This is a genomic window from Pseudomonas sp. SJZ080 (genome assembly GCF_007828295.1).
Lineage (GTDB): Bacteria > Pseudomonadota > Gammaproteobacteria > Pseudomonadales > Pseudomonadaceae > Aquipseudomonas > Aquipseudomonas migulae_A.
This window is the reverse complement of the sequence record NZ_VIUK01000026.1, coordinates 71,232-89,977: the sequence shown is the minus strand read 5'-3', so window position 1 is coordinate 89,977 and position 18,746 is coordinate 71,232. Positions and strand designations below refer to the sequence as shown.

The window sequence follows — 18,746 nt, the reverse complement described above, 5'->3', positions numbered from 1 at the left end:
TGGTGCGGCGATATCACCTACATTTGGGCGCAAGGAAAATGGCATTACCTGGCTGTCGTCCTGGATCTTTGTACGCGTCGGATCGTGGGCTGGGCTGTCGGAAAAGCCAGACGCTGAGCTGGTGATCAAAGCGCTGGATATGGCTTACGAGCAGCGTGGCAGGCCTTCGGATCTGCTATTCCACTCGGACCAGGGATCGCAATATGCAAGCCGACTCTTTCGCCAGCGGTTGTGGCGATACCGCATGCGCCAGAGCATGAGTCGACGAGGAAACTGCTGGGATAACGCACCGATGGAGCGCGTATTTCGCAGCTTGAAAACAGAATGGATACCGACCGTGGGCTATCGAACTGCGCAGGAAGCACAGCGCGATATCAGCCATTTTTTGATGCATCGCTACAACTGGATTCGGCCTCATCAATTCAACGATGGGTTGGCTCCAGCGCGGGCCGAGGAAAAACTTAACGTCGTGTCCGGGATTAGTTGACCACTACAATGCTACTGATCCTAGAGCGGATGAATGAGGCGGATGAAGAAGGTTTCTGCAAGTGGTTCGGGCCACGTGCGGATAGTTGATATGCCTTGGGATATGCGAGGAGTCTGCCAAGCCAAAAGCTCCTGTATCAGGCTTGGAGGATCATGGGGGGCGACGGAAGGTCTCCGTTTCAAAAGTCACAATGTGAGTCAAGACGGATTTGAGGAATCACAACTTTACAGCCAACGACTCCAGGGGGGTGAGCCGCTCACGCACCTACACACCTACACAACATTTACACTTCGTTGTCCATTAACGGGTCGATTCCCTTCACCCGCTCCAATCGAATTTTGGTCTCACGTTGAGTTTTGACGGGAGATGCAGGTACAGAAAAAACCGGCCTTGATGGCCGGTTTTTTTGTGTCTGGGATGCCAAATGTGACGCTTTCCTCTTTTTCGCAATTCCGGATCCCTGCCCGGCGCCTGCCGCTCGTCAGCTTTCCAGCACACTCCCTCGACCCTGCCTTCCAATAAGTACATTCCCTTGCACAGAAGGCTTAAGCATGAATACCAAAATCGCTGCTCTGACGCTTGCGGGCCTACTGTCTTCCTGCCCGCTCTACGCGCTTGCCGCCGAAAAAACGACGACAGGAACTGCTGTTCCTCCTGCAGCACTTCCTGGTCTTAACCAAGGGCAAGGAGCTGAATCAAACAGGGACAAGGCCAGCAAAAAGGGTGAGGAGTCTTCGGGTGCAAATTCCGGAGCCGATTCGAAAACGCTGGAAAAAGACTCAGATTCTTCGCACAAGGCGGAGGAGTACCAGAAAAAACAACGTGAAAGCCACCCGGGAGGCGTGAAGCAACCGGCCTCTTGAGCATCCTTACACAAAAGTAAATCAGAACGCAGGGATCGTTTCCTGTGGCTCGACGAGGTGCTTCACATAACCGGTCTTGATGGCCGGTTTTTTGTGCCTGGAATTTGTGTTTCAGCCCGGAAATTAACGTTTTTCCATGAAGTCGGTATTTTGTTAACGTTTTCATCGTCCGGTTAATGGATTTGCCGACACCGATGCCTGAATGATCAAATCAACGCAGAGACCGTGTAATGAACATCAAACCAATTCCCAGCAAAGAAGACCTGGCAGCATTTGCGCGCGTGGAGCAGCTTTGGGGTTCGGACGTTGATTCGCCTGATGGCGATGGCGATGAGCTGGAAATTCTGGCGTTGCTTATCGAAAAATACGAAAACGAGCATTACCCAATGCCATTGTCTGATCCAATTGAGGCCATCAAATTTCACATGGATCAGCAAGGCCTCGTTGAAAGTTGAGACCGGTGATCCTTCATTAGCAGGAACGGCTGCGACAACGTCTTAGCAGGGGCGGGACAATCCTTAAATAGATACGTCCCCTCTCGCGAAAAAGCCCAGCATATTGCTGGGCCTTGAATGACGGTTGCAGCGAGAGTTCAGGCTGACGGGGCTGAGTCCTGTCTAGCTTTGATAGCCTTTGCTTTCTGCACAACGTCACGTTGTGAAGCGTTAGCTTTGCTAATTACGCCCATCAAAATCTCTCGCCGGGTTTCGGCAGGCGTGTTGGAGAAAAACTCAGTCAAAGCACTGGTTTTCTCAACCTTAGCTGTACTCATTGATTTCATACCTCTGTTAACAGCTCGACGAGCTGAACCTGATCATAGGTCTGGGGGATCAGAGCGTCAATCGTATCGCTACTGGCATCAAGCTCTACCCATTGCCTGCCGCCGTCAAAGTCCTTGATAAGCAAATCGACATGGATTTGGTCACCATATAAGCGCTTGAGCTCAATGACGTTCCTCCGCGCAGCGATAAACTGTCGAGCGAACTCATGCAACGGTATATTCCTCCCCTCCGTAAGCTCCCTAGCCTGAACGAATTGCCAGGCAAGTTCTGGTCCTTGGTAAACGTACATAATCTGGGCATTTCTACGGTTTCCCAAGACTCGATCGATATTCCGCCTTGCGACATCAAAGTTGGCCATTGTCCCGTCCAGAATGAACGAGAGTCGTTTTTCAAAAGCCCGATCCAGAACCTTTTCTAGAATTTTGGTGACCGCACGCTGAAACAGATACGAGTTTCCTCCGGTATAGCCGGGGATCAGGTTTCGGAAATCGTCGGGATCAATACGAAGCACACGCTTCCCGTGAGGGTTCAAGTTCCTCTCGTCCAAGTCCTCTGCCATAGCTTTGGATACTTCTGTCTTTCCAGCTCCAGGCGATCCCGCCATGAACACCGTAAATGGTGTCTCCTCGCTGAAGTACAAAGTAGTGTCCGCGACATGTCGGGCCAACGACGCCCGGTTCGCTCTGGCGAACTCAAAGGCAGCCCGTTCGATGGCCATATTTTCTGGCGTCATACTTGACTCAGCCCATGTTTTATTCGGCTCAAGATTACAACATACGCATTGGTTTGCAGGGGTGAGAAACGAGGCCGATTTTCGAAAAGGCAAGGTCCTACACGACTCTGGGAATTGTCCGTAGACTTGTCCATTGCTGTGCCTTTGTCATGAGTCCTATAGTCCGAACGCGCCCAAATGGCGTATTGGGTTTGGCGACTCGATGGTACAGGCATAGAAACCTCCGGGCCCGCTCGGAGCGTTTCTAAGCGTTTGGCTACCTTTTTTTGGTGGCTGTGCGTGGGAGACCTTCGGGTCTGCCGGTTTGTGCCTTGTCCGGTTCGCCAACCCGCGTACAGCTGCCACCCATTGTTTGGCGACAACGAGTGGCAGGTGACTTCACTTCACTTCAAGGTAACCACTCATGAATGACTACATGGCTTTAACCAGCAACGCCGACGACCTCCCCACGTTCTACGTCAACACCACCCAACCGCTGCATTCCCTTCTCAGCTCCGCCCGTTACAGAATCGGAGCGGTGACGCAGGTCCTGGAAAACCTCGCGATGCGCGGCGAAATCAATTCGGATTCGGTGATTCTCAGCGACTTCGCAATGCTCTGCAGCATCCCCTTGCGCGATGGCTGCGATGTGCTGGATGTCATTGCGCGACGGATGGATGCAGAACCGTCCTGACATCAAAAAGGGCGTCTTTTTGGCGCCCCTTTTGATTCGTAAATCAACTGCTGTGTCGTGAACTTCTTTACCAGTTACTGTGGCGAGGGAGCTTGCTCCCGCTGGGTCGCGAAGCGGCCCCAAAACAAGGACTGCTGCGCAGTCCGACGGGAGCAAGCTCCCTCACCACAGGTTTTTTCGGCGCCCCACGTATATTTTTCGTATAGATCCCCGCAACCCAGTAAAGAAGCAGTAGCGCAGCATCAACCCCAACCAAAAACCCCCTACCCTGCCCTCTCACCTTTCACGCAGAGATCAGCATGGACAATTCAGAGTTGGGGATCATGATCATTTCAATGATTGGGTTGTTCGGCTTTGCGTCGTTTCTTTTCGACTACTTGAGTGCCAAACGAAGGGACAGATAACGTTCAGCGTTATCCGTCCCTTTTCGGCATCAACGGGTCGCGACAATGAACAATCGCGGGAACGGCAGCAGCACCGAACCATCGCTCAGCGTCGGATACGCCTGCTCGATCGCGGCGTGATATTGCTTGAGGTACTGCGTCTTTTCCGCGTCATCCAGCGGTTCGAGAAACGGCCGTAAACCGCTGCCCTTGAACCACTCGACCACGCCCGACGCACCGCCCGCCAGCGGATGATGGTAGGTGGTGCGCCACACATCCACGCGCGTGCAGTGTGGTCGCAGCATCGAATAGTAATCGCTGGCACTGGCCATTTCCGTGCGTTGCCCGGCGGCGTCCGCCAGCTTGCTGGCCCACGGGCCATCGGCAGCGACTTCGCGCATCAGGCGATGGGACGGTTCGTTAAGGTTGTCGGGCATCTGAATGGCCAGGCTGCCGCCCTGGGTCAGTCGGGCGGCGAGTGAAGGCAGCAACGTCGCGTGATCGGGCAACCACTGCAACACCGCGTTGGCGAAGATCACGTCGAACGGGCCGTTGTCGTTCCAGGTGCCAATATCAACGGTGTCGAACTGCACTTGCGGCAACCGCTTGCGGGCGGTTTCGATCATGTCGGTTGAACTGTCGACACCGCGCACCGCGGCGTTGGTGAAGCGCTCCACGAGCAATTCGGTCGAGTTGCCGGGGCCGCAGCCGATGTCGATGGCCGAACGTGCGTCCACAGGCGGAATCGCCGCGAGCAGGTCGCGTGCCGGGCGGGTGCGTTCATCTTCAAAAGCGACGTATTGCTGGGCGGACCAACTCATTGCGTTCTCCTGTCGAATCGTTGTCCGGGCCTGGGCCGACAACCGGTTCGCTACGATACATCGACCCGTGCGCCAGCCCTATCCGACTTATGGATGTTCAAAGGATATGAGGGCTGTTTCTTATCGCCAAATCATCGAAAGTCATCATCAGATCGACCGTTCGTCGAGCTACCAGCAAAGCAATTTTGACAGCCTGAGTTTCACTTCTATAGTCCAATCGCGGCCCGTCGGAAGGAACCCGAACCCGTCAGTTTGTACTCAAGGAGCAAGGCCAGCTCATGCCCGTGACAGGTGGGTTCCGTCCGTAGTGTTTGCGCAACGACCGCAAGGCAAGCAAGCGTTGTTGAGCCTGGAAAGATGCCAGGCATTCACTATGAACAAGGAGCTTTACTATGTCTCGAGTCACGGATGTGCTGGTTTCCATCGACACCGAAACCATCTTGAAAAACTACCCGAACATCAGCAAAAACCCGGCTTCGCCAACACTGATCGACGTCAACCATGTGTACATGGTGACCAATCAGAACAACGTGGTGAGCGGCCAGGCCGGGGGCGAACTCAACTTGAAAGCACAGGTAGGCGACCTGATTCGCTGGCGTGAAACCAGCCTGTCGCAGAGCTTCGAGACCGCCGTGATTTTCTACAAGTTCATCGGCAATGTCGGTAACGACTTGATCTCCACGCCCACGCCGCGCAAGGCTACCGCTTGCGTTGCGGTCCCCAACACCAGCAATCCATCGGTACCAAGCTGCCAGAAAGTCGATAACCATTACTGGTCTTCGGAAACCCTGTCCTGCGGCAGCGTGACGTATCACTTCCACTTCCTGATCGTGGATCGCGATTGCAAGATCGTCGGCTGCTGCTCGTGGGACCCGTTCATTACCATCCGTAACTGACGAGCGTCCGGCCCCTTGGTAACGAGGGGCTTTTGCCGACTACGTTGCCGCTTCTACAGGAACAGGATGCCTGCATGAACCGAAGCGGCTGCCGTCACGTGCCACCATCATGAAAGGAATCCATGATGACTTCCGAACCGATCAAATCGCCCTCATCCAGCGTCGCGACTGCCAACAATGTGTTGCTGATCGTTGATGCAGAATCACTGCTTTTACGTTATCCGGAGCCTAGTTTGGAGGCGGACAAACCGACGTCCATTTCTGATGGATTCGTCTTCGCCATCAATGGATCACCAACGCCAAAAAGTACGACAAATGACAGCCAAATGACTTTTATCGCCGGCAACGATGCAACATTCCATATCCGAGGCAGAACCGTCAGCTTGCTCGCCGAGCACAGCGTGGTTTTTTACGACATGTCCGTTGGCGATGCCGGCGTACTTTCTGCGCCTGAACTGGTGGTTCAGGACGGCCTGACAGTGCCGGCACCCGATCCTGAAAACCCGACTGAACCGGGTAGTCACCAGGCCGATGATCATTATTGGAAATGCACACGACTCGCCACCGGGGTTGAAGCGTGCGAGCTGAAATTCATGCTGATTGATAAAAACTGTGAGGCGTTGGGGTATTTCAGTTGGGCGGTTGAAGTGAGGCTTCCGGACTGAAAAAAACTCAAAAAAAAACCGACCTCAACAGTCGGTTTTTTTGCAATTAACTGGCTAGTCGTAATACCCGACCGTCTTCTTCAAATGATCCGAGTACTCGTAGATGTCATCAACAGAGTTGATTGCATGCCGGGTTTCATTCTTCTCTTCGTCAAATATGCCGATGTACTTCTGTGAGCGATTGAAGTGCAGACGACAGATCGGTTTTCGGTTGTTGTCGTCCAGCAGGATGCCGAAGTAACTCTGGGTATCGCGCTGAACAATTCGCTTGGCATCCACGACTGAACGAACCACGGCACGGACTATGTGATAACCCTCCAGTTCTTCCAACGTCGTCAGAACCTTGTCCTCTGACTCATCTCGTACATCTGCCTGTTCAGCTCCGCCTGAGGAAACCGGCAACGAGGCCAGCGCTGGCTGGATGGCTCCGCTCATCGCCGACTTGAGCCGGTCATTGATCTGATCATTGAGAAACTGCACGACTGCTTTTCTCGTCAACTCATGAAACTGCTCACGTACTTTCTGCGTTATGACACCGTCATACACCCGGGAAGCGAATACCTTCACAAAATCGTCATCGGGTTTGCTGACTTGCGAAGCAATGATCTTTTTGATTTGGCTGACGTATTTCAACTCACCCGCGGCGCTGATGATCGAATCCACATCGAACGCAGACTTAGTGAGCTTTACCAGCTCTGGGACGGAATACTCGTCGATATCCAGGAGATCGAGCTCAAGAAAAGGTTTCTCATCCATCTTGTTGGGCGCATCCAGATCAGTGAAGAATTTGTAGATCTGACCGTTGGTGAGGATGGAAATACGAGCGCTGGTGACGTGGAAGTAACGGAACAGCTGCGAGGCATGATTGATGTGTAGTGGTTCGCCTATTTTCTTGCACTCGATCAGGATCTGAACCTCACCTGCCTTCATGATTGCATAGTCAATTTTTTCTCCCTTCTTCGTTCCAATGTCGCAGACGAATTCGGGAGTAACCTCGGTCGGATCGAAGACATCGTAGCCAAGCACCGTGCTGATAAAGGGCATGACAAAAGCGTTCTTCGTCGCCTCTTCCGTTTGAATTGCAGCGCTCTGCAAACGGACTTTGGCGGCTAAACTTGCTAACTTTTCGAAAAATTCCATGCGTGACCCCTTCCTGGTTTCGATCCGTGTGTTTGCATGCTGGCAAATTGATTGCCTTTGATACTAGACACAAACCAGCACAAAGAAAGATTCCGCCCAAGAATTGCGAATGACTCTCTCCGCCCTCGGATCTGGAGCCCTTCGCTTTTTAATGGAACTCGAATAGGTAATCAGAATTTTCATCACGCCCGCGCTGTCTGAAACTCAGGCGCATCCCTATAAGGAACACGGCAATGAAATTCGCAAAAATCTCGCAGAAACTTGCGTTGTGGGCCGGCAGTCCCAAGACGTTCATGGGGGCGTTGATTCTTATCGGCCTGTGGGGTTTGAGCGGGCCGATTTTTGATTACAACGACACCTGGCAACTGATCATCAACACCTCGACCACAATCATCACGTTCCTGATGGTGTTCCTGATCCAGAACACGCAGAACCGCGACACCGACATTCTGCATTTGAAGATCGATGAGTTGCTGCGGGTGAACAAGGAGGCGCAGAACGCGATGCTCGGGCTCGAGGCGCTGGATCTGAAACAGCTGGAGGCGCTGCGTAAACACTATCGCGCCATGGGCGAAAATGAGGTGCATGGTCTGGCGGGGCTGGCGACCAAGGGCAAGCACAAACAGGATTTGAACGACTGCTGAATGCGCTAGCGGCGTGTCTGACACACCGCGGTGTTTGGATCGCCAGCAAGCCGGCTCCTACAGAATGCTCAAAATGTGCGTCAGCGACTGGCCTGCAGCGCCTTGGCCATTTGCAGATGGTTCTGCAGTTTGGGCAGGGTTTCTTCGGCGAAGGCCTTGATCTCAGGCACATCGGTGGTCTGCGCGGTCCGCTGCAGTTGCTCGATGGCTTCCTGCGTGGTCTTCACCTGGCTGGCGGCGTAGGCCTGATCGAAGGTCGCGCCGTCCTGCACTGGCGGCATCAAGGTTTTGGCCTTGTCGACCACTTCTTCCCGTGGCGCCACCGGCAGATCGAGTTGCTTGGCGATTTTCGCCAGGTGCTGGTTGGCGGTGGTGCGGTCGTTGATGACGATGATGGTGTAGTCCTTGACCTCTTTGGATTCGGATTTCTGGTGCGCCAGGCGGCTGGCTTCGATGTCCGCCATGCCTTTGGCCGACGCATCGTTGATGAATTCGGCGGGGGACTGGGCAAAGGCACTGCTGGCACACAGGCCCAGTAGCGTGGCAAAACTTGCGCTGCGTATTCGGGTGGCCATCCGGTTCATGGTCGCGCCCTCCTCTATAAATTCAAACGGGAGCTTTCGCTCCCGCCTCTCAATCAAAACTACTGTCACCACTACTTGGATTTCTGGCCACTTTTGCGGCCCATATCGGGTTTCGCAGGCTCTTTATCAACAGTCGTGGTGGTAGTTTTCCCACCTTTGCGACCGGCTTCAGACGCCTTCGTTCGATCGTTGGCGAGATTTCCCGAGTTCGAGTTTCTTGAGTTAGGCATGATTCTCTACCTCTTGGTATTGATCGCGGCGAGCAGGAGCCCGCATAGAATCTGAATTTCGATCACTGCAAAGGTTTAGAAAAACTGGGATCGATGCGACGAACGGCGACTGGTTTTCAAGCCCTGTGCTGCAGGTGATTCTGACGTTTGGCGCTGTACATGGCCTCGTCGGCATGGCGGAACAATTGCTTTTCCTCTGTGCCGTGCTCGGGGTAATGCGCAACGCCGATGCTCGGCTGGATGTTCAGGTTGTGGCCATCCAGCCGCAGTGGCTGCGCCAGGATGTGTCGGATTTTGCCGGCGACACCGTCAGCGTCTTCCGCAGCCTGGATGCTGTGCAACAACACCACAAACTCATCACCACCGATACGCGCCACGGTGTCGGTTTCCCGCACGCAGCCTTTCAGGCGATTGGCGACCGCTTGCAGCAGCATGTCGCCGACCGCATGGCCGTGGGTGTCGTTGACTTCCTTGAAGCGGTCGAGATCGACGTACAGCAGCGCCATGCGCCCGCATTCCGACTTGGCCAGTGTCAGGGAGGCTTTCAGCCGGTCACGGAGCAACTCGCGATTGGGCAGTTGGGTCAGTTGATCGTACTGGGCCATGCGCTGCAGCCGGGCATGCAATTGCTTGCGCTCGATGGCGGTCGCGACCTGGGCGCACACGAACTGCAACAGTTCCTTGTCTTGCTCGGTATAGCGCTCGCTGCCCGCCACGCTTTTAACGATCAGCGCGCCGATGGTGCCGTTCTGCGAGTTCAACGGCACGCCCAGCCAGCAGGGCGAATGCTGGCCGGCAACCAGCAACTCGAAGCCTTCCGGAGCGTTGTCCTGATCCGGGGTCAGCAGGATCGGCTGGCCGCTGCGGATCACCTCGGCACACAGCCGTCCGGTGACGGTACCGGGCTGCTCGGGTTGCTGTTCGTTGTCATCGACGTGGTAAGGGAAATTGAGCTGCGCGCAGTGCTCGTCATACAGCGCGACGGAGAAGTTCAGCGCCGGCAGCCATTCACCGATGATCAGGTGGATGCGTTTGAACAACGCCAGCAAGTCTTCCGCCGCGTGAGCCGCTTCAGAGATTGCATACAGCGCCGCCTGCCGGGACTCGGCCTGCTTGCGCTCGGTGATGTCGCGGGCCACGGCGATGCGCAATTGATCGACTTCCGACCAGCGCGCGGACCACAGGATGTGCACCACGCCGCCATCCTTGCGCAGGTAGCGGTTTTCGAAGTTGAGTTTGGGGTCGCCGCCCATGATCTCCCGCGCAGCGTCGAGGGTGCGCTGGCGATCGGCGGGATGCACCAGATCGATCATCGGCTGGCCGACCAGCTCATCGGGCGTGTATCCGAAAATGCGCTCGCAGGCCGCGCTGACAAAAACAAAGCGACCTTGTTTATCAACCGCGCAAACGGCGTCCAGCAGTAGATCGATGTAACTCGCCAACGGCGCGGAATTTCTGGTTGCCATGGTGCAGAGAGCATGTCCGAACAATGCAGCAATAAAAAACCGTCCCTGACCGGTGATGATGCCGCTGACGCGTCCCTGCGATCAGTTTCAAGCCTTGTTCGGCATCAGCCCCGGCAAAGCATGCGCCAGGGCGTTGATGGCGAAACCGATAAACATCACCCCGCACAGCCGGGTGATCGCCAATTCATGCCGTTGATACAGGCTGCGCACCTGCCGTGCACCGACGATGCCAATGAGGATAGCGTAGGCGATCAGACCGCCGACGAAGCTCAGAACGATCAGCCAGGGCAGCATCGACCAATGCAACAACTCCGCACGACTGGACAGCAGCGCCGTAAAGGTCGCCACCGCCACCGGATACGCCTTGGGATTGGTCAGACCGAACAGAATGCCGTGCCAGAACGGTTGTCGCGCCGGGCCCTGCGGCGCTTCGGCACTGCTGCGTCTGACCCGCACCGCGCGCAAACCGAGCCAGAACAGATACAGCCCGCTGAGCACGCCCAACACGTCAAACGCCGTACTGCCGATCTCCCGCGCCCCGACGATCGCGATCAGCGCGGTGCTGCACCAGACCACGTCCCCGAGCAAATGCCCGCACAAAAAACCTGCCCCTGCCCGCCGCCCACGCGCGGCACCAATGCCGAACACTGCCAATACGCCCGGCCCCGGAGTGATCCCGTAAATGAAGCCCGAGGCGAGAACGGCCATTAGCAGCGATGGGGTCATCGGGGAAATCCTTTGAACTATTTGGTGAATGGGCGCAAGTCTATATCAGGTCCCCGGAAATCGACTGACTGATCGTCGAAGAACTTCATTCCCGCATAGGGACGCTGCCGACAGGCCGCCAGCCGCGACGCCAGATCGCCGACGTGGGCTTCGAGTTTGTGGCCGTCCGGGTCGAGGAAGTAGAACGACGCGCCTTCGCTGCGGTTGTCGCGCCATTCCCGGACGTTGGCGGCTCGAAGGCGTTCGACGAATGGCAGGAAGTCGGGTGTGCTGATGCTGAAGGCGTAATGGGTGTAATCGGCGGCAGGCCCGGCGTTGCGCAGGGGATCGAGGGAAAGGCACAGCCACAGGCCGGGCAGCGAAAGATAGGCGCCGGTGTCCCAGGTAGCGTCGAGCTGAAGTTGCAGGAGGTCATGATAGAACTCAACGCTGCGGGTCAGGTCGGTGACGGCGAGGGTCAGGTGGTTGAGGCCGGTTAGCATGATATTTATAGACCTTTGAAACCGTGTGGCAGGACGTAGCTTTTACCGTCGTATCGAAGCGTCGTCAGCACCGATTTTTCGGTAATGGTCTTTGATTCACAAGCCTCCCCCTCGCCCTTCCCGATTTCGCGGCTGGACACTGTTTTGACGATCAGGTCCGCGTAGCCATGTGAACGGGTGTTGCCGATTTCGAGGGTGCGGGTGTGTCGATAAAGCTCTCCGGCGCAATTGCCATCCCATTCACCGCCGTACTCATAGGTGATGAGCTTGTCGAGGACCGGACGCAACTGGCCGCCCTCTTTCACATAGAGAGAGAGCAACTTTTCACTCACGGGATTGACCCGTGACGAACCCTTGAACGTGACGCGTACACCAAACGCTCTCAGGTCCGGCGTGAGCTTGTAACGTGCGGTGTCGAGTTGCAGGTCTTCAAAGGCAATGGCATCCGACTCGAAAGCCGCTGCCTTGTGATACGTCGCCAGCGGTTTCGAATCACCCGCCGAGACAATGGCAAGATTGAGATCGTATTTACCCTGAGGCCCATAATCGCTCGCCGAGTACCCCGATTCGAACTGCGACAATGCCGTAATCGTCAGCCCCGGATAGGCCGGCCACTCCTTGCACACCGAATAGCCGAAATCGCCGGCCAGAAACGGTTTCTCGCAAGCAGCGAAGGCCTGTCCCGCCATCATCAAACTGCACAGTGCCGCATATCCCATTCGTACAGACTTCAATGTCATTCCTTGCTCCTTGTGTGTTTCAAAAAAACAGACGATTTCAGGCCCGCACGACAACTGATAGTACGGTAGCGACTGCCAGCCAGTCTTCGCTAGCAAGCCCGCTCCCACATTGGATCGGCGCGGACACATAAGTCTTGTCTGGCGCTGTCCCTGTGGGAGCGGACTTGCTCGCGAAAACGGTTTTTCTGATGTCGCAGGTTTCCAGAACTTGTCGAGCGTGCGCGGTTTCTGCGGCAACCCTCACAACAACAGCGCAATCGCGACCAGCGCGCAGACCGCGATGACATACAGCGCCGTGAGCTCGATGTTTTCGGTTTGGCCGTGTCGGGAGGATATCGCCATTCAGGTCTGGCAACACAAACCCTTGGACGATTCGTCCTCGACCGGTTGCCTCGGTATAGTCTTGCCGCAATCAAAACACCTGACTGAAAAACACCCCAAGGCTTTCCATGAAGAGCAGCACCACCCTCCTCGTCACCTGCAGCACCGTTTTTCTCGCGCAGCTGGGCATGAGCATTTACCTGCCGGCGCTGCCGGAAATGTCTCGGCATCTGTCCGCCGACGCTTCGCAGGTTTCCTGGGGGTTGGCGGTGTACCTGATCGGCATGGCGCTGCCGATGTTGTTCTGGGGCAGCCTGGGTCAGCGCATCGGTCGAAAACCAGTGCTGCTTGCGGCGCTTGGTATTTATGGGCTGGGCAACCTTGCGCTGCCCTTGGGCCAGACGCTGGAATCCTTTCTGTTTTTCAGACTGGTTCAGGGCATTGGCGCCAGCGGGATTTCGGTCATGGCACGGGTGTTGATCCGCGACAGTTTTCGGGGGGACTTGCTGGCCAAGGCACTGTCCTGGATTTCAATTTCTTTCGTGGTGGCGCTGGGGATTGGCCAGTATCTAGGGTCGATTATCCAGGTCACTTTGGGCTGGCCGGCGATTTTCTACGTGCTGGGCAGTGTCAGTCTGTTACTGGCGATGGTCGTAGCCCGGGTCACGTTCCCGGTGAGGGAGGAAGACCATGTTCAGTCGGCGGCGTGGCCCAGCTACTGGCGCATTCTGCGTGATCGAGCCTTCCTGCTTCCGGCACTCACTGGCGGGCTGGGTTATGGGGTGATCATCGCGTTCAACACCGCGGCGCCGTTGATTCTGCAAGGGCCGTTCAACTGGTCGGCTGTGGAGTACGGATTATTGGGTTGGCCAATCAGCGCGGCCTATTTCCTGGGGGCATTGGGGGTCAATGGTCTGGTGCTGCGCACCGGTCAGCGTCGGTTGATGACGGCGGGTGTGGGGCTGGTGCTGGCCGGCAGCGCGGTGATGTTGCTGGGCAGCATCGCCGGCACTTCGATTGCCCTGTTGTTCTGGTTGCCCTACTGCGTTGCGGTGTTCGGCCAGTCGTTGAATTACCCGATCAGCCTGTCGCTGGCCAACGACGGTTCGCCGGTCGGCGGTGCTTATGCGATGGCGCTGAGCGGGTTCATTCATCAACTGATGGCGGCTGTCATTGGTGGTATCGCCAGTCTGATCGCCAGCCAACAGGCATGGCCGCTATCACTGTTATGCACATTACTGGCCTTGGGCGCGATGCTCTGCGTGAGGTTCGCGCCTGGCCGTGAAACCGCCTAGAACGCGCTGCGGAAAATCTCCTCGATCTGCCGTTGATCCGCTGCCCGAGGATTGGTCACGCCGCACGCGTCTTTCAGGGCGTTGGTGGCGAGGGTCGGGATGTCGTTGAGCCGGACACCGAGTTCACGCAGTCCGGCGGGAATCTCAACGTCTCTGGCCAGGCTACGAATCGCCGCGATGGCCGCCTGGGCACCCTCTTCCGGGCTGAAACCGCGGATGTCGGCACCCATCGCATGGGCTACATCCGTCAGTCGAGCGGCGCAGACCACCGCGTTGAAGCTTTGCACATGCGGCAGCAGCACGGCGTTGCACACGCCATGGGGCAGGTCATAGAAACCGCCCAACTGGTGAGCCATGGCGTGGACATAGCCCAGGGACGCATTGTTGAACGCCATGCCCGCGAGGAATTGCGCGTACGCCATGTTCTCCCGGGCCGCCATGTCGCTGCCGTCGTGCACGGCCAGGCGCAGGTTCTGACTGATCAAGGTCATGGCCTTGAGCGCGCAGGCATCGGTGATCGGGTTGGCGGCGGTGGACACGTAGGCTTCGATGGCGTGGGTCAGCGCGTCCATGCCGGTGGCTGCCGTCAGGCTTTTGGGCATGGCGACCATCAGCGCCGGGTCGTTGACCGACAACAGCGGCGTGACGTTGCGGTCGACGATGGCCATTTTCACGTGGCGCGATTCGTCGGTGATGATGCAGAAACGCGTCATCTCGCTGGCCGTGCCGGCGGTGGTGTTGATGGCGATCAGCGGCAATTGCGGCTTTTCGGATTGATCGACGCCTTCGTAATCGCGGATCTGCCCGCCGTTGGTTGCACACAACGCGATGCCCTTGGCGCAGTCGTGGGGCGAGCCACCACCCAGCGACACGACGAAATCACAGCGGCTTTCCTTGAGCAGGCCCAGGCCCCTCTCGACGTTGGCGATACTCGGATTAGGCTTGGCACCGTCGAAGATCACCGAGTCGATGTCCTGCATCGCCAGTTTCTCGGCAATCATTGACGCCACGCCGGCCTTGGCCAGCCCCATGTCGGTGACGATCAGCGCCTTGCGAAAACGGTACTTGCCAATCGCGTCCATCGCTTCGTCGAGGCAACCGATGCCCATGATGTTTACCGGGGGGATGAAAAATGTGCTGCTCATGGGTGAATCTCCTGGCGGGGGCCGAACCGATAGTGCCGATCCAGCGGACACCCGCAGGATCAACCCATCGATCGCACCGGATGTTGATCTGGCTCAAGTCCGGGTCGTGATAAAGTCGCCGCCCATCCGACCTTTTGCTTTTTGAGACAACGACCGCAATGACCGATTTCCAGGATGTCGATGCCCAGCTTGAAGACTGGAACGCCTTGCGCACCACCGCCTCGATCAGCGGCCTGCTGGTGGGCAACGGCGCCAGCCGTGCGGTGTGGGACGATTTCGGCTACGACTCGCTGTTCGAAAACGCCCGCACTGTCGAAGAAAAGCCGCTGAGCCAGTCAGAGCTGAGTGTGTTCGACGCAATGCAGACACGCAGTTTCGAGCAGGTGCTGGGCGCGCTGAAAACCACCAGCCGCGTGAACAAGGCCCTGGCCGTCAGCTCCGCTGCGCCGCGCAATCGCTACTACGCGATCAAGGAAGCGCTGATCAACACCGTGCACGCGGCGCACATCCCTTGGCGACTGGTGGTGCCCTCGACGCTGGCGACGATCAGTCAGGAACTGGGGCGTTACCGGACGGTGTTCACCACCAACTACGACTTACTCAATTATTGGGCGATCCAGCACCAGCCGGACGCCATTACCGACCTGTTCCACGGCGCCGAACCGGGTTTTGACTTGAGCGCCACGGCGACCGACAAAACCCGCTTGCTGTACCTGCACGGCGGTTTGCACCTGGTGCGCAATCAGGACGGCACGGCGCGCAAACTGATGTCGACCGAGGGCACGTTGCTGGGCAGTTTTGCGATCAACAACACGATCAAGACGCTGGATGACGTGCCGTTGTTTGTGAACGAAGGGCCGAGCGCGGACAAGCTCAAGACTATTCGCAGTTCAGATTACTTGTCGTTTTGCTATGACCAGTTATTGGGGCATGGCGAGGGGTTGTGTGTCTTTGGCCACGCGCTGGGCGAACAGGACAGCCACATCGTTCATGCATTGCGTCAGGCAAAACCGAAGGTGGTGGCGGTGTCGATTTATCCGCGCAGCAAGGCGTTTATCCAGCATCAGAAGCGGCATTACGCGAAGGTGTTTGAAGGGACCGGATCAGAATTGCGGTTTTTTGATTCGAAGACACATGCGTTGGGGAGTCCGAAGCTGACCGTTCCCGTCGAGGACTAAAGCAAACGCATGACCTGTGGCGAGGGGGCTTGCCCCCTCGCCACAAAATCCCAGCGATCTCATTCCTCGCTGCTATGCACCACGACCAGCAACTGCGCCTTGACCTCGCCCACCGACCGGATCCGATGCGGTTTCTGTGCATTGAAGTGCAGCGCATCACCGCGATCGAGCAGCACGCGCTCGTTCATGAAATCCACTTCCACCTGTCCTTCATGGACGAACAGAAACTCCTCCCCCAGGTGTTCCTTGAAGGTTTTGTCCGCGAATTCAAACGGCGGGTAGATGATGAACGGCAACAAACTGCGCTCACTGACCTGATGCGCCAGCACCGCATAGCCGGAGCTTTCATCGTTGGCCGCCAGGGATTGACGCTCGTGGCTGCGCACCAGGCTGAAGCTGTCGAGGCTGACGTTGTCTTCGGAGAACAACTCCTCGACCTTCACGTTCAGCGCCCTGGCCAGTTTCAGCGCAGCGGCAATCGACGGCGTGTTCAACCCGCGCTCGACTTTCGACAGATAGCTCTTGGTCATGCCGGATTTTTCGGCCAGGGCCTCAAGCGTCACGCCAAGTTTTTTTCTCAGTAATTTCAAACGGATAGACATGTAGAACGATTAATCCATCAAGGAGGCGACGATTTGTCCTTGCCAATGACACAAAGTGTCATATAGCCTCTTTAGTGTCATTTGCATGAAGCCACCCAAGGACACCGATATGGCCAAGACCTTAGCACTACCCAAAGAGCAACTGGTCAAGCAAGCGTTGACCCAGATGCAAAGTACCCTGGCGGATAATACGTGGACCGACCGGCAAAAGCTGGCACTGACCTGCCGGATTCTGTTCGAGAATGGTCACGACTCCGGTCTGGCCGGGCAAATCACCGCCCGCGGCCCGCAGCCTGGCACTTACTACACTCAACAACTGGGCCTGGGTTTCGACGAGATAACCGCGAGCAACCTGCTGCTGGTCAACGAAGACCTGGAAGTGCTTGAAGGCCACGGCATGCCCAACCCGGCCAATCGTTTCCACAGTTGGGTCTACCGCGCCCGCCCGGACGTGAACTGCATCATTCACACGCACCCGACCCACGTCGCGGCGCTGTCGATGCTGGAAGTGCCGCTGCAGATTTCCCACATGGACCTCTGCCCGCTCTACGACGATTGTGCGTTTCTCGAAGGCTGGCCGGGTGTGCCGGTCGGTAACGAAGAAGGCGAACTGATTGCCGGTGCACTCGGCGACAAACGGGCGATCCTGCTTTCACACCACGGCCAGTTGTCGACGGGCGCGACCATCGAGGAAGCCTGTGTCATCGCGCAATTGATCGAGCGAGCCGCCAAGCTGCAATTGCTGGCGATGAGTGCCGGGGCCATCAAGCCGATCATCCCGGAGTTGGGCCGCGAAGCCCATGACTGGATCTCGAAACCCAAGCGCCATGGCGCCGCTTTCAACTACTACGCTCGGCAGAACCTGCGTCAACACGCCGATTGCCTGAACTGAACCCACACACTTTGAAGAGGAGCGTCGCCATGTCGACCCCAACGATTCACGGCATCATCGGCTACACCATCACCCCGTTCACCGCCAATGGCGAAGGCGTTGATCTCGACGCGCTCGGGCGTTCCATCGACCGCCTGATCGACGGCGGCGTCCACTCGATCGCGCCGCTTGGCAGCACCGGCGAAGGCGCTTACCTGAGCGACGCAGAGTGGGATCAGGTCGCCGAATTCAGCATCAGGCACGTGGCCAAACGCGTGCCGACCGTAGTCAGCGTGTCCGACCTGACCACCGCCAAAGCCGTGCGCCGCGCACGCTTCGCCGAAGCCCATGGCGCCGATGTGGTGATGGTGCTGCCGACCTCCTACTGGAAACTCAGCGAAGCGGAAATCCTCGCCCACTACCGCGCCATCGGCGACAGCATTGGCGTACCGATCATGCTCTACAACAACCCGGCCACCAGTGGCACCGACATGTCGGTCGACCTGATCCTGCGCATCGTCAATACCGTGGACAACGTGACCATGGTCAAGGAGAGCACCGGCGACATCCAGCGCATGCACCAACTGCAACGGCTCGGTGAAGGTCAGGTGCCGTTCTATAACGGCTGCAATCCGCTGGCACTGGAAGCCTTCGCGGCGGGTGCAAAGGGCTGGTGCACGGCGGCGCCGAACCTGATCCCGCAGCTCAATCTGGATCTGTATGAAGCGGTGTTGGCCAACGATTTGAGCAAGGCGCGTGACCTGTTCTATCGCCAGTTGCCGCTGCTGGATTTCATTTTGAAGGGCGGCTTGCCAGCGACCATCAAGGCGGGCTTGCGCGCGACCGGGCTGGAAGTGGGCGACCCGCGGTTGCCCGTGTTTCCGTTGGGTGAGGCTGGCGTCGATCAGCTACAAACCTTGCTGAAAGCATTGCGCTGATCCGGAAACCTGCGCGAAACCCTTGTAGGAGCCGGCTTGCTGGCGATGGTGTGTCAGTCGACGCATAGGTTGCTGACACAT

Annotated in this window: 20 protein-coding genes and 2 pseudogenes; 11 read left to right on the top strand and 11 right to left on the bottom strand. The window is 57.0% G+C overall.

What is annotated here, in order from left to right; all coding sequences use genetic code 11:
• From FBY04_RS26715 to FBY04_RS26705, 3 genes and pseudogenes are all read left to right on the top strand, one after another.
• Positions 1 to 487, top strand: a pseudogene (locus tag FBY04_RS26715) (IS3 family transposase); the annotation flags it as partial.
• Positions 488 to 1,038: 551 nt separating this feature from the next.
• Positions 1,039 to 1,350, top strand: a complete 312-nt coding sequence (locus FBY04_RS26710; RefSeq protein WP_145318124.1) for a hypothetical protein — start codon at positions 1,039 to 1,041, stop codon at positions 1,348 to 1,350.
• Between the two features lie 230 nt (positions 1,351 to 1,580).
• Positions 1,581 to 1,793, top strand: a pseudogene (locus FBY04_RS26705) (type II toxin-antitoxin system HigA family antitoxin); the annotation flags it as partial.
• A gap of 334 nt (positions 1,794 to 2,127) precedes the next feature.
• Here the strand turns inward: FBY04_RS26705 and FBY04_RS26695 are convergent.
• A complete protein-coding gene (locus FBY04_RS26695) occupies positions 2,128 to 2,865 on the bottom strand; it encodes a zeta toxin family protein (protein ID WP_145318118.1) in 738 nt (245 codons plus the stop codon).
• A 403-nt stretch (positions 2,866 to 3,268) separates the two neighbouring features.
• Between FBY04_RS26695 and FBY04_RS26690 the strand changes: the two genes are divergently transcribed.
• Positions 3,269 to 3,538 (top strand): hypothetical protein, encoded by a 270-nt coding sequence (locus FBY04_RS26690; RefSeq protein WP_017336893.1) that lies wholly within the window; start codon positions 3,269 to 3,271, stop codon positions 3,536 to 3,538.
• 433 nt (positions 3,539 to 3,971) lie between these two features.
• On the opposite strand, the gene tam is transcribed toward FBY04_RS26690, so the two are convergent.
• On the bottom strand, positions 3,972 to 4,742 hold the full coding sequence (gene tam / locus FBY04_RS26680; protein ID WP_084322632.1) for a trans-aconitate 2-methyltransferase: 771 nt from the start codon (positions 4,740 to 4,742) through the stop codon (positions 3,972 to 3,974).
• A 392-nt stretch (positions 4,743 to 5,134) separates the two neighbouring features.
• On the opposite strand from tam, the gene FBY04_RS26675 reads away from it, so the two are divergent.
• The gene (locus FBY04_RS26675) at positions 5,135 to 5,638 is read left to right on the top strand and encodes an inclusion body family protein (RefSeq protein ID WP_017336890.1); all 504 of its coding nucleotides are present in this window, start codon (positions 5,135 to 5,137) and stop codon (positions 5,636 to 5,638) included.
• Between the two features lie 125 nt (positions 5,639 to 5,763).
• Positions 5,764 to 6,303 (top strand): AidA/PixA family protein, encoded by a 540-nt coding sequence (locus FBY04_RS26670; RefSeq protein WP_145318127.1) that lies wholly within the window; start codon positions 5,764 to 5,766, stop codon positions 6,301 to 6,303.
• Between the two features lie 54 nt (positions 6,304 to 6,357).
• Here FBY04_RS26670 and FBY04_RS26665 read toward each other — a convergent pair whose 3' ends face one another.
• Positions 6,358 to 7,443 (bottom strand): type I restriction endonuclease, encoded by a 1,086-nt coding sequence (locus tag FBY04_RS26665; protein ID WP_084322630.1) that lies wholly within the window; start codon positions 7,441 to 7,443, stop codon positions 6,358 to 6,360.
• Between the two features lie 233 nt (positions 7,444 to 7,676).
• On the opposite strand from FBY04_RS26665, the gene FBY04_RS26660 reads away from it, so the two are divergent.
• Positions 7,677 to 8,087, top strand: coding sequence for a low affinity iron permease family protein (locus FBY04_RS26660; RefSeq protein WP_084322629.1), 411 nt, complete (start codon positions 7,677 to 7,679; stop codon positions 8,085 to 8,087).
• Positions 8,088 to 8,167: 80 nt separating this feature from the next.
• Here FBY04_RS26660 and FBY04_RS26655 read toward each other — a convergent pair whose 3' ends face one another.
• From FBY04_RS26655 to FBY04_RS26630, 6 genes are all read right to left on the bottom strand, one after another.
• A complete protein-coding gene (locus FBY04_RS26655) occupies positions 8,168 to 8,671 on the bottom strand; it encodes a DUF4142 domain-containing protein (protein WP_145318112.1) in 504 nt (167 codons plus the stop codon).
• A 71-nt stretch (positions 8,672 to 8,742) separates the two neighbouring features.
• Complete coding sequence (locus tag FBY04_RS26650) at positions 8,743 to 8,901, bottom strand: KGG domain-containing protein (RefSeq protein ID WP_084322627.1); 159 nt, start codon at positions 8,899 to 8,901, stop codon at positions 8,743 to 8,745.
• Positions 8,902 to 9,017: 116 nt separating this feature from the next.
• Positions 9,018 to 10,367 (bottom strand): diguanylate cyclase domain-containing protein, encoded by a 1,350-nt coding sequence (locus FBY04_RS26645; RefSeq protein WP_084322626.1) that lies wholly within the window; start codon positions 10,365 to 10,367, stop codon positions 9,018 to 9,020.
• An 87-nt stretch (positions 10,368 to 10,454) separates the two neighbouring features.
• Positions 10,455 to 11,093, bottom strand: a complete 639-nt coding sequence (locus FBY04_RS26640; protein WP_145318109.1) for a LysE family translocator — start codon at positions 11,091 to 11,093, stop codon at positions 10,455 to 10,457.
• 17 nt (positions 11,094 to 11,110) lie between these two features.
• A complete protein-coding gene (gene fos, locus FBY04_RS26635) occupies positions 11,111 to 11,575 on the bottom strand; it encodes a fosfomycin resistance glutathione transferase (RefSeq protein ID WP_145318106.1) in 465 nt (154 codons plus the stop codon).
• 5 nt (positions 11,576 to 11,580) lie between these two features.
• A complete protein-coding gene (locus tag FBY04_RS26630) occupies positions 11,581 to 12,315 on the bottom strand; it encodes a hypothetical protein (protein ID WP_145318103.1) in 735 nt (244 codons plus the stop codon).
• A gap of 449 nt (positions 12,316 to 12,764) precedes the next feature.
• Between FBY04_RS26630 and FBY04_RS26625 the strand changes: the two genes are divergently transcribed.
• Entirely contained in the window at positions 12,765 to 13,931 is a 1,167-nt protein-coding gene (locus tag FBY04_RS26625) for a multidrug effflux MFS transporter (protein ID WP_145318100.1), read from the top strand.
• On the opposite strand, the gene yiaY is transcribed toward FBY04_RS26625, so the two are convergent.
• Positions 13,928 to 15,076: an L-threonine dehydrogenase gene (gene yiaY / locus FBY04_RS26620; RefSeq protein ID WP_145318097.1), complete on the bottom strand. Its 1,149-nt coding sequence runs from the start codon at positions 15,074 to 15,076 to the stop codon at positions 13,928 to 13,930. The two genes, FBY04_RS26625 and yiaY, sit on opposite strands and share 4 nt — an antisense overlap.
• A 158-nt stretch (positions 15,077 to 15,234) precedes the next feature.
• Between yiaY and FBY04_RS26615 the strand changes: the two genes are divergently transcribed.
• Positions 15,235 to 16,254: a DUF4917 family protein gene (locus FBY04_RS26615; protein WP_145318094.1), complete on the top strand. Its 1,020-nt coding sequence runs from the start codon at positions 15,235 to 15,237 to the stop codon at positions 16,252 to 16,254.
• Positions 16,255 to 16,313: 59 nt separating this feature from the next.
• On the opposite strand, the gene FBY04_RS26610 is transcribed toward FBY04_RS26615, so the two are convergent.
• A complete protein-coding gene (locus FBY04_RS26610; RefSeq protein ID WP_145318091.1) occupies positions 16,314 to 16,856 on the bottom strand; it encodes a helix-turn-helix domain-containing protein in 543 nt (180 codons plus the stop codon).
• A 109-nt stretch (positions 16,857 to 16,965) separates the two neighbouring features.
• Here FBY04_RS26610 and FBY04_RS26605 point away from each other — a divergent pair, with 109 nt between their 5' ends.
• Positions 16,966 to 17,748: an aldolase gene (locus FBY04_RS26605; RefSeq protein ID WP_145318087.1), complete on the top strand. Its 783-nt coding sequence runs from the start codon at positions 16,966 to 16,968 to the stop codon at positions 17,746 to 17,748.
• Between the two features lie 29 nt (positions 17,749 to 17,777).
• Complete coding sequence (locus FBY04_RS26600) at positions 17,778 to 18,665, top strand: dihydrodipicolinate synthase family protein (RefSeq protein ID WP_145318084.1); 888 nt, start codon at positions 17,778 to 17,780, stop codon at positions 18,663 to 18,665.
• Positions 18,666 to 18,746 lie beyond the last annotated feature (81 nt).

What these genes read in the sequence shown, in the direction of transcription:
- FBY04_RS26710 (WP_145318124.1), top strand. Translation starts at nt 1,039, where the DNA reads ATGAATACCAAAATCGCTGCTCTGACGCTTGCGGGCCTACTGTCTTCC.
- FBY04_RS26695 (WP_145318118.1), bottom strand. Translation starts at nt 2,865, where the DNA reads ATGACGCCAGAAAATATGGCCATCGAACGGGCTGCCTTTGAGTTCGCC.
- FBY04_RS26690 (WP_017336893.1), top strand. Translation starts at nt 3,269, where the DNA reads ATGAATGACTACATGGCTTTAACCAGCAACGCCGACGACCTCCCCACG.
- tam (WP_084322632.1), bottom strand. Translation starts at nt 4,742, where the DNA reads ATGAGTTGGTCCGCCCAGCAATACGTCGCTTTTGAAGATGAACGCACC.
- FBY04_RS26675 (WP_017336890.1), top strand. Translation starts at nt 5,135, where the DNA reads ATGTCTCGAGTCACGGATGTGCTGGTTTCCATCGACACCGAAACCATC.
- FBY04_RS26670 (WP_145318127.1), top strand. Translation starts at nt 5,764, where the DNA reads ATGACTTCCGAACCGATCAAATCGCCCTCATCCAGCGTCGCGACTGCC.
- FBY04_RS26665 (WP_084322630.1), bottom strand. Translation starts at nt 7,443, where the DNA reads ATGGAATTTTTCGAAAAGTTAGCAAGTTTAGCCGCCAAAGTCCGTTTG.
- FBY04_RS26660 (WP_084322629.1), top strand. Translation starts at nt 7,677, where the DNA reads ATGAAATTCGCAAAAATCTCGCAGAAACTTGCGTTGTGGGCCGGCAGT.
- FBY04_RS26655 (WP_145318112.1), bottom strand. Translation starts at nt 8,671, where the DNA reads ATGAACCGGATGGCCACCCGAATACGCAGCGCAAGTTTTGCCACGCTA.
- FBY04_RS26650 (WP_084322627.1), bottom strand. Translation starts at nt 8,901, where the DNA reads ATGCCTAACTCAAGAAACTCGAACTCGGGAAATCTCGCCAACGATCGA.
- FBY04_RS26645 (WP_084322626.1), bottom strand. Translation starts at nt 10,367, where the DNA reads ATGGCAACCAGAAATTCCGCGCCGTTGGCGAGTTACATCGATCTACTG.
- FBY04_RS26640 (WP_145318109.1), bottom strand. Translation starts at nt 11,093, where the DNA reads ATGACCCCATCGCTGCTAATGGCCGTTCTCGCCTCGGGCTTCATTTAC.
- fos (WP_145318106.1), bottom strand. Translation starts at nt 11,575, where the DNA reads ATGCTAACCGGCCTCAACCACCTGACCCTCGCCGTCACCGACCTGACC.
- FBY04_RS26630 (WP_145318103.1), bottom strand. Translation starts at nt 12,315, where the DNA reads ATGACATTGAAGTCTGTACGAATGGGATATGCGGCACTGTGCAGTTTG.
- FBY04_RS26625 (WP_145318100.1), top strand. Translation starts at nt 12,765, where the DNA reads ATGAAGAGCAGCACCACCCTCCTCGTCACCTGCAGCACCGTTTTTCTC.
- yiaY (WP_145318097.1), bottom strand. Translation starts at nt 15,076, where the DNA reads ATGAGCAGCACATTTTTCATCCCCCCGGTAAACATCATGGGCATCGGT.
- FBY04_RS26615 (WP_145318094.1), top strand. Translation starts at nt 15,235, where the DNA reads ATGACCGATTTCCAGGATGTCGATGCCCAGCTTGAAGACTGGAACGCC.
- FBY04_RS26610 (WP_145318091.1), bottom strand. Translation starts at nt 16,856, where the DNA reads ATGTCTATCCGTTTGAAATTACTGAGAAAAAAACTTGGCGTGACGCTT.
- FBY04_RS26605 (WP_145318087.1), top strand. Translation starts at nt 16,966, where the DNA reads ATGGCCAAGACCTTAGCACTACCCAAAGAGCAACTGGTCAAGCAAGCG.
- FBY04_RS26600 (WP_145318084.1), top strand. Translation starts at nt 17,778, where the DNA reads ATGTCGACCCCAACGATTCACGGCATCATCGGCTACACCATCACCCCG.